Origin of the sequence: Limnohabitans sp. Hippo3, assembly GCF_003063665.1 — a bacterium.
Classification (GTDB): Bacteria; Pseudomonadota; Gammaproteobacteria; order Burkholderiales; family Burkholderiaceae_C; genus Limnohabitans_A.
Genome location: NZ_NESF01000001.1, coordinates 936,835 through 945,927, shown reverse-complemented (window position 1 = coordinate 945,927; position 9,093 = coordinate 936,835). Strand labels below are relative to the sequence as shown.

Genomic DNA, 9,093 nt, shown 5'->3' with positions numbered 1-9,093 from the left:
CCGGTTACGCCGCCAACGATCTGCAGGTTGGCCAGACCGGCAAGATCGTCGCGCCGCAGCTGTACATCGCAGCGGGCATCTCGGGTGCGATCCAGCACCTGGCGGGCATGAAGGATTCGAAGGTGATCGTGGCGATCAACAAGGACCCTGAGGCGCCGATCTTCAGTGTGGCCGACTTCGGCCTCGAAGCCGATCTGTTTGCTGCAGTGCCTGAACTGACCCAAGCACTGTGATCATTTGATGACTGCAAAAAAGGCCTCCCTGAGAGGTCTTTTTTGTACCCGACCCCAGACTGACAGGAGACTTTCATGAGCTACATCGCCCCCCTCAAGGACATGCTTTTCAACATCGAGCACTTGGCCCGCATCGACCAGATCGCACAGATTCCCGGCTTTGAAGATGCCGGTCTGGAAACCGCGCAAGCGGTTTTGGAGGAGTGCGCCAAGCTCAACCAGGACGTGATCTCGCCGCTGAACTGGGAAGGCGACAAGAACCCGTCCTTCCACAACGGCAGCGGCGTCACCACCACGCCCGGCTTCAAGGAGGCTTACCAGCAGTACGCCGAAGGCGGCTGGCAAGGGCTGCAGCACCCGGCCGACTTTGGTGGCCAAGGCTTGCCCAAAACCATTGGCGCAGCTTGCGGCGAAATGCTCAACTCGGCCAACATGGCTTTTGCGCTGTGCCCCTTGCTCACCGATGGCGCGATCGAAGCGCTGCTGACCGCAGGCTCGGACGAGCTCAAAGCCACTTACCTGGAAAAGCTGATCTCTGGCCAGTGGACCGGCACCATGAACCTGACCGAGCCGCAAGCGGGCTCCGACCTGGCCGCCGTGCGCACCCGCGCCGAGCCGCAGCCCGATGGCACTTACAAAATTTTCGGCACCAAGATCTACATCACCTACGGTGAGCACGACATGGCCGAAAACATCGTGCACCTGGTGCTGGCCCGTGTGGTGGGCGCACCCGAGGGCGTCAAGGGCATCAGCCTGTTCGTGGTGCCCAAGTTCCTGGTCAAGGCCGACGGCTCTTTGGGCGATCGCAACGACGTACATTGCGTGAGCATCGAGCACAAGATGGGCATCAAGGCCAGCCCCACGGCGGTGCTGCAGTTCGGTGACCACGGTGGTGGCGTGGGTTATCTGGTGGGCCAGGAAAACCGTGGCCTCGAATACATGTTCATCATGATGAACGCCGCCCGTTACGCGGTGGGTGTGCAGGGCATTGCGATCGCCGAGCGTTCGTACCAGCGTGCCGTGCAATACGCCCGCGACCGCGTGCAAAGCCGCCCGGTGGACGGCAGCTTGCCCGGTGCTGGCCCCATCATTCACCACCCCGATGTGCGCCGCATGCTGATGACCATGCGGGCCTACACAGAGGGCTGCCGCGCCATGGCCTCCACAGCCGCTGCGGCCTACGACGCCTCGCACCACCATCCCGATGCCGAAGTGCGCAAGCAAAACCAGGCTTTCTATGAATTCATGGTGCCCCTGGTCAAGGGCTACAGCACCGAGATGAGCCTGGAAGTCACCAGCCTGGGCGTGCAGGTGCACGGCGGCATGGGTTTCATCGAGGAAACCGGCGCAGCGCAGTACTACCGCGATGCCAAGATCCTGACGATTTACGAAGGCACGACCGCCATCCAGGCCAATGACCTGGTCGGCCGCAAGACCGCACGCGACGGCGGCCAGACCGCCAAGGCGCTGGCCGCGCAAGTGGCGCAAACCGAAAGCGAATTGGCCGCTTCAGGCAATGCCGACGCACAGGCCGTGGCCAAGCGCCTCAAAGCCGCCCGTGAAGCCTTTGTGGACGTGGTCGACTTTGTGGCGGGCAACACCAAGGCCCACCCCAACGACGTGTTTGCAGGCAGCGTGCCTTACCTCATGCTGGCGGGCAACCTGATGGCCGGCTGGCAACTGGGCCGGGCCTTGCTGGTGGCCCTGACCCCCGAAGCGCAGGCGCAAGACGCGGCCTTCATGGCCGCTAAAGTGACGACAGCGCGTTTTTACGCCGACCACATCCTGTCCAAGGCCCCCGGCATTCGCGACAGCATCGTCGAAGGTGCGGGCAGCGTGACCGCGATGGCGCTGGACGCTTTCTGAAACCGATCACGAAAAATTCCAAGGAGACCCCATGTCCAAGCTGCCCCCTGTGCTCGCGAACCTGCCATTTCCCGTCATCGCATCGCCCCTGTTCATCATCAGCAACCCCAAGCTGGTGATTGAGCAGTGCAAGGCGGGTGTGGTCGGCTCCATGCCGGCGCTCAATGCCCGTCCAGCGGCGCAACTCGAAGACTGGCTGGCCGAGATCACCGAGACGCTGGCGGCCTACAACGCGGCCCACCCCGACAAGCCTGCGGCCCCCTTTGCCATCAACCAGATCGTGCACAAGAGCAATGACCGCCTGGAGCACGACATGGCCATGTGCGTGAAGTACAAGGTGCCGATCATCATCACTTCGCTGGGTGCTCGCGAAGAGATTAACCAGGCCGCGCACAGCTATGGCGGTGTGGTGATGCACGACATCATCAACAACAAGTTCGCGCACAAAGCGATCGAGAAGGGTGCGGACGGCCTGATCGCTGTCGCGGCCGGCGCTGGCGGCCATGCGGGTGTGAAAAGCCCGTTTGCCCTGATTCAGGAAATTCGCCAGTGGTTCGATGGTCCAGTGGCCTTGTCGGGTTCGATTGCATCGGGCGACGCCATTTTGGCCGCGCAAGCCATGGGGGCAGACTTTGCCTACATCGGTTCGGCCTTCATTGCCACGCACGAAGCGCGTGCGGCCGAAGACTACAAAAAAGCCATCGTTGATTGCAATTCGGACGACATCGTCTACAGCAACCTGTTCACGGGCGTGCACGGCAATTACCTGGCCCCGTCCATCCGTGCGGCAGGCCTTGACCCCGAGAACCTGCCCGAGTCCGACCCGAGCAAGATGAACTTTGGTGGTGACGCCAAGAAAGCCTGGAAAGACATCTGGGGCTGCGGCCAAGGCATTGGCGCTGTCCAGTCGGTGCAAAGCACCGCCGATCTGGTGGCCCAGCTCAAGGCCCAATACCAGGCGGCACGCGCCCGATTGGCGCTTTGAGCCACCGCACGCTTTGTTGAGCCCCGTTTTGCAGAGCACCCAGCAGCGCCCTTCGGGGCGCTCTTTTTTGATCGATGCGATCAAGGCCGCGGGGTGCTTGCTGATCGTGTTGCACCATATGGCGTTCTATGGGCCCATGTCGGATGTGGTCGCCATCGCCTGGCCTGCAACGGTCAGCTGGCTCTATGACCATGGTCGTCTGGCGGTCCAGTTTTTCCTGGTGTGCGCGGGTTTTCTCACGGCGGGCAGCCTCGCGCGTTACGCATCTCTCTCGCCGTCCGAGGCCCTGAAGCTGGCGTGGCAGCGTTATTTGCGCCTGGCCATTCCCTTGCTGGCCGCGCTCAGTTTCACGGTGCTGGTCACTGAATGGCTTCGCCCCGATTTTGACCATGCCAGCCTGTCTGCACCGCCTGAGTGGGGTCAAGCGCTGGCGCACATGGTGCTGCTGCAGCACGTGCTGGACCTAGAGGCCTTGTCGGCGGGCATCTGGTACGTGGCCATCGACTTTCAGTTGTATGCGATGGCTCTGCTCAGCCTGATGGTGGTGAAGCTCTGTGGTCATGCGCAGTCGCCGTACTTGGCGCAGGCTTGGCGATGGGGCCTGTGGCTGGGTTTGACCTGTGCCTCCTTGTGGTGGTGGAACCTGCATCCCGATCTGGACGACCATGGGCTTTATTTCTTTGGTGCTTATGGTCTGGGTTTGCTGGCTTGGGACGCGCGGCGGCGTGCCAGCTTGCCCCATGGGCCGAGCCAGCGTTGGGGCGTGTGGGCGCTGCTGCTGGTGTTGGGCGGGGTGGCCTGGTGGCTGGAGCCGCGTTGGCGCGTGGCGGTGGCCTGGGGCATCGCCTGTTTGCTGATCGCTGTCCCAGCCCGCTGGTTCTCTGGCGAGGCGCTGCGGTTTTCAGCAGCGCAGGAGATGGTGCAGTGGTTGTCCAAGGTGTCTTACTCGGTCTTCCTGATCCATTTCGGTGTCAGCCTGCTGGTGAATGCAGCGGTCACAGCACTGTGGCCCGAGGCGTTGTGGGCCAACGTGCTGGGCATGCTGATCGCCTTGCTGCTGTCCGTGCTGTGTGGTGCGCTGCTCTACCGCTTGGTCGAGCGCCACGCACCGACTTGGTGGCGGTGGTGGCTGTGGGCCGGTGTGTTCAAGGCCAGCGTGGCGCTGGCCCTGCTCATCAACCCGGCCTGAAGTCAGGCTTCCGAGGCTTTGACTTTTTCGGTGATGTAGGCCAGGGCCTCTTCCACCTGGTCGATCAGGATCAGGCACAAATCACCCGCTGACAAGCGAGAGAGTGCGATGTCGATGGCGTTGAACTCACCCTGGATGTCCTGGACGTGCGTGGTGCGTACAGCGCCTTGCAGGCCTTCGCGCAGCAAGGCAATCACCTCGCCGTCTTCCCGGCCGCGTTGACAGGCATCCTGGTAGAGCAAGACTTCATCAAAGGCTTGGCCCAGAATCTTGGTCTGGTCGCGGATGTCCTGGTCGCGCCGATCCCCAGCGCCGCTGATGACCACCATGCGCTTTTCGGCGGGCATGTTGTCGATGGCCTGCACCAGCGCCTGGATGGCGTCCGGGTTGTGACCGTAGTCGGCAATCAGGGTCGCACCCCGGTAGTCAAACACATTGAAACGGCCGGGCACGCCCTGGATGTCGCTGATGAAGGTAGCCACGCCCTGAGCGATGGCCTCCCACGGTACACCGACCGCCCAGGCCGCACCGATGGCGGCCATGACGTTTTCCGTCTGGAAGCCAATTTGGCCTTGTCGGGTCAGGGGCACTTGGGACAGGGGGATGCGGAACACCTGCTTGCCCTTTTGGGCCACGATGTGACCGTCTTCGGTGAACACCACGCGTTTGCCTTGTGCACGGTGTGTCGCCAGCACGGGCTGGTTGCCATCGAGGGCGAAAAAGGTCACATCGCCCGGGCAATGGGGTGCCATGGAGGCGACGGCCGGATCGGCGGCGTTGAGCACCGCCATGCCGTTTTGCGCCACGTTGAGCACGATCACGCGCTTGAGGACCGACAGGTCTTCCAGCGTGGTGATGTAGTTCAAGCCCAGGTGATCGCCACCGCCCAGGTTGGTCACGATGGCCACGTTACAGCGGTCAAAGGCCAAACCTTCGCGCAGCAGGCCGCCACGGGCGGTCTCGAACACGGCAGCATCCACATCGGGGTGCATCAGCACATTGCGGGCACTGCGCGGGCCGCTGCAGTCGCCCGAGTCGGTCTGGCGACCATTGACGTAAACACCATCGGTGTTGGTCATGCCCACGCGCAGACCTTGCGCCTTGAGCAGGTGGGCCGTCAGGCGCACGGTGGTGGTTTTGCCGTTGGTGCCCGTCACCGCGATCACGGGAATGCGGCCTGTGGCACCGTTCGGAAACATCTGGTCAATGACCGCGTTGCCCACATCGCGGCCCTTGCCATAAGACGGGCTGATGTGCATGCGCAAGCCCGGGGCGGCATTGACTTCGACGATGCCACCGTTTTGCTCTTCCAGCGGGCGCAGCACGGATTCGCAGACCACGTCCACACCGCAAATATCGAGGCCCACCATTTGCGCAGCTTCCACCACCCGGGCGGCTACTTCGGGGTGCACGTCGTCGGTCACATCCGTGGCGCTGCCGCCCGTCGAGAGGTTGGCGTTGTTGCGCAAGATCACACGGCGGCCTTTTTCGGGCACCGATTCGGGCTCCAGGTCCTGGGCGTGCAGACGGCCAATGGCGATGTCGTCAAACCGGATCTTGGTCAGCGAGGTGGAGTGGCCTGTGCCGCGACGGGGGTCGGCATTCACCAGATCCACCAGCTGGCGCACCGTGTGCTTGCCATCGCCCACCACCAAAGGGGGCTCGCGGCGGGCCGCAGCGATCAGCTTGTTGCCCACCACCAGCAGGCGGTAATCGTGGCCGGGCAGGAACTTTTCAACCATCACGGTGCCATAGCGCTCGGCTGTGGCGTAGGCGTTGTCGAAAGCCGAGCGTTCGGTGATGTTGACCGTCACGCCTTTGCCTTGGTTGCCGTCTTGCGGTTTGACCACCACGGGCAGGCCCACTTCCAGGGCAATGGCCCAGGCTTCGTCGGGTGTTTGCGCAGGGCGACCCAAGGGCACAGGCACACCCGCCGCGTGCAGCAGCTTTTTGGTCAGGTCCTTGTCCTGGGCAATCGATTCGGCGATGGCGCTGGTGGAGTCGACTTCAGCGGCCTGGATGCGCCGCTGCTGCGAGCCCCAGCCAAATTGCACCAGGCTGCCATCGGTCAGGCGTCGGAATGGAATCCCGCGGGCCACGGCCGCGTCCACGATCGAGCCGGTGGAAGGCCCCAGGCGCACGTCTTCGTCCAGCTCGTGCAGTTGGGCCAAGGCGTTTTCCAGGTCAAAGCCATGGGAGGCCATGGCCGCTTTGCACAGCTGCTCTGCCAGCTCCAGCGCCAGGCGGCCCACCGCTTCTTCGGAGTACTGCACCACCACCTGGTAAACGCCCGATTCTTCGGTGGCCGTGGTCCGGCTGAAGGTCACGGGGCAGCCGGCTTGCACTTGCAGGGCCAGCGTGACTTTTTCGAGGGCGTGCGCCATGGAGGGGGCTTGGCCCGGGCGGCTGCCCTCGATGGGGCCGACTTCGGGGAAGATGCGGCGCAAGCGCTGTTCGATCGGGTGATTGGGCGCCAGGCTGCGTTCGGCCTCGGGGCAGGTCACTATGGCTTCAATGGCCGTGTGACGGCTCCACAGATTGGGGCCGCGCAGTGCGCGAATTCTTGACACTTCCATGAACCAGGATTCCTGTGATGCGGTAAGGCCGAAGGGCTCGTCGGGTGTTAGTGAGAGGTGTTCTGGCCGAAGCTTTTGACGCCAGCACGGATGAGGTCCGTGCTGATGTCCAGCGCCCAGGCCACGCTGGCGGCGATCAGCATGTCGTCGGTGCCCAGCTTGCCGTCTTGCAGCAGACGCGCCACGGCGGGTCGTTTGGCCGACAGCACGAGCGACTCGCGCTGGCCTTCACCCAAGACCAGTTGCCCATCGCGCCAGAAAGCCACGCGGCCGCCTTCGGCGCGGTGCGCCGCAAGTCGCGAGTTGTTTTCATCGTCGGCATAAAAGATCACACTGCCATCGCAGTAGCTGGCCAGCTCTGCGACTTGCGCATCGGCGGCATTGAGCACGGCGGTGCCATGGGGTAAGACCACGTCGACCTGGGTGCGCACATAAGTGGGCATTTTTTCGTCGCTGCCTGGGTACAGATCGTCCAGACCTTGCGCCTTGGGCATACGCGTAACCACACCGACCTGGCAGCGGTCGTAGGGCAAGCCTTCGGCCAGCAAATGGCGGACATCGCTTTCGAACACAGCCGTTTGGACCGAGCGGTTGATCAAAAGTCGCTGGGCGTTGTCCCAATCCATGCCGCCCTGGCTTTGCAGCTGACGCTGGTTCATGTAGAGCCCATCGGCACAGGCCAGGCCCGTGTAGAGGCCTTTGAGGTGCAGCAGCCAAGCCACCAGTTTGGCGGGGCGGGTGGTGTCGCCATCGCCCATGAGGCCCACCACCGGAATGCGGCCGGTTTCTGTGGGCTGGAACAAATGGTTGGCGATCGCCTGGCCTACCGGGCGGGGTTGACCCACAGCGGGTTTGAGGTGCATCAACAAACCGGGCCCGGCATTGACTTCAACAATCGCGCCACCTTGCGCGGCCAGGGGCTGGGAGATGTCTTGCGCCACCAGATCGACGCCCGCGATGTCCAGGCCCACCACGCGGGCGGCTAGCACGGCTTGCGCAGCCACTTCGGGGTGGACTTCATCGGTCACGTCCAGCGCCATGTTGCCTGTGCGCATGATCAGCACAGTCCGGTCCTTTTCGGGCACGCTGTCGGCTGTCAGGCCTTGGCGTTTGAGCTCCAGCACCGAGGTGGTGTGCTCGTCGAGCCGAATGGTGTCGAGCGGAAAGTCTTCCTCTTCGCCGCGGCGAGGGTCGGAGTTGATCTGCAGCTCGATCAGCTCGGCCACCGTGTGCACGCCATCGCCCACCACGCTGGCGGTTTCGCCTTTGTTGGCGGCGGCCACTTGGTCGCCGACCACCAGCAGGCGGTGTTCTTCTCCGCGGATGAAACTTTCGACAATGACTTCGCTGCCCTCGGCCAGGGCAATGTCGTAAGCGGCTTCGATGTCTTCCTGTTTGGACAGTTCTAGGGAGACGCCTCGGGCGTGGTTGCCGTCGGTGGGTTTGACGCACACGGGCAGGCCAATGTCCTGCGCGGCGGCCCAAGCGGCAGCGGGGCTGTCCACGATCTGGCCGGAGGGCACAGGCACGCCACACATGCTGAGCAGTTGTTTGGTGAGGTCCTTGTCCTTGGAGATGCCCTCGGCGATCGCGCTGGTGCGGTCGGTTTCGGCGGTCCAGATGCGGCGCTGCTGAGCGCCATGGCCCAATTGCACCAGGTTGCCGTCATTGAGGCGGATGGCGGGAATGCCGCGTTCGCTGGCCGCGTCCACGATGCTGGCCGTGCTGGGGCCGATGCACAGGCTGTCGACCATTTGCTTGAGGCGGTTGATTTGGCCCGGCACGTCAAAGGGGCGGTCTTCAATGGCCGCCAAAATCAGGTCGCGTGCGGTTTCGAGGGCGCTGCGGCTGACCGCTTCATGGCGGGTGCGGATGACGACTTTGTAGACGCCCCGGGGACCGGCTTCGCGGGCTTTGCCAAAGCCGGTTTGCATGCCGGCCTGGGTTTGCAGCTCCAGTGCCACGTGTTCGAGCACGTGACCGGCCCAGGTGCCTTGCGCCAGCCGTTGCAAGAAGCCGCCGCGTTCACCCACGCTGCAGCGGTGCTCGATCAAGCCGGGCAACCAGGCCGTCAAACGTTCGTTGAAGCCTGGCAAGGTGTTGGAGGGTGCGTCTTCCAGATCGCCGATGTCGATCAGTGCTTCCAAGACAGGACGATAAGTCCAGATGTTGGGGCCGCGCAAATGGGTCATGCGCAGAAATTGAATGTTTTTGGCGTTCATGCGTGAAAAGGGCGGCTATACA

General features: G+C 63.3%; 6 protein-coding genes. 4 read left to right on the top strand and 2 right to left on the bottom strand.

Features of this window, described 5'->3' with window-relative positions; translation table 11 throughout:
- From B9Z34_RS04385 to B9Z34_RS04370, 4 genes are all read left to right on the top strand, one after another.
- The coding region (locus B9Z34_RS04385) for an electron transfer flavoprotein subunit alpha/FixB family protein (RefSeq protein WP_199220053.1) at positions 1-233 on the top strand (233 nt) is incomplete at its 5' end.
- 75 nt (positions 234-308) lie between these two features.
- On the top strand, positions 309-2,099 hold the full coding sequence (locus tag B9Z34_RS04380; protein WP_108426823.1) for an acyl-CoA dehydrogenase: 1,791 nt from the start codon (positions 309-311) through the stop codon (positions 2,097-2,099).
- 31 nt (positions 2,100-2,130) lie between these two features.
- Complete coding sequence (locus B9Z34_RS04375; RefSeq protein ID WP_108426822.1) at positions 2,131-3,084, top strand: nitronate monooxygenase family protein; 954 nt, start codon at positions 2,131-2,133, stop codon at positions 3,082-3,084.
- Between the two features lie 28 nt (positions 3,085-3,112).
- A complete protein-coding gene (locus B9Z34_RS04370) occupies positions 3,113-4,273 on the top strand; it encodes an acyltransferase (RefSeq protein WP_158268703.1) in 1,161 nt (386 codons plus the stop codon).
- A gap of 2 nt (positions 4,274-4,275) precedes the next feature.
- Here B9Z34_RS04370 and cphA (B9Z34_RS04365) read toward each other — a convergent pair whose 3' ends face one another.
- A complete protein-coding gene (gene cphA / locus B9Z34_RS04365; protein WP_108426820.1) occupies positions 4,276-6,849 on the bottom strand; it encodes a cyanophycin synthetase in 2,574 nt (857 codons plus the stop codon).
- 47 nt (positions 6,850-6,896) lie between these two features.
- Positions 6,897-9,071, bottom strand: coding sequence for a cyanophycin synthetase (gene cphA, locus B9Z34_RS04360; RefSeq protein ID WP_108426819.1), 2,175 nt, complete (start codon positions 9,069-9,071; stop codon positions 6,897-6,899).
- Positions 9,072-9,093: the final 22 nt, after the last annotated feature.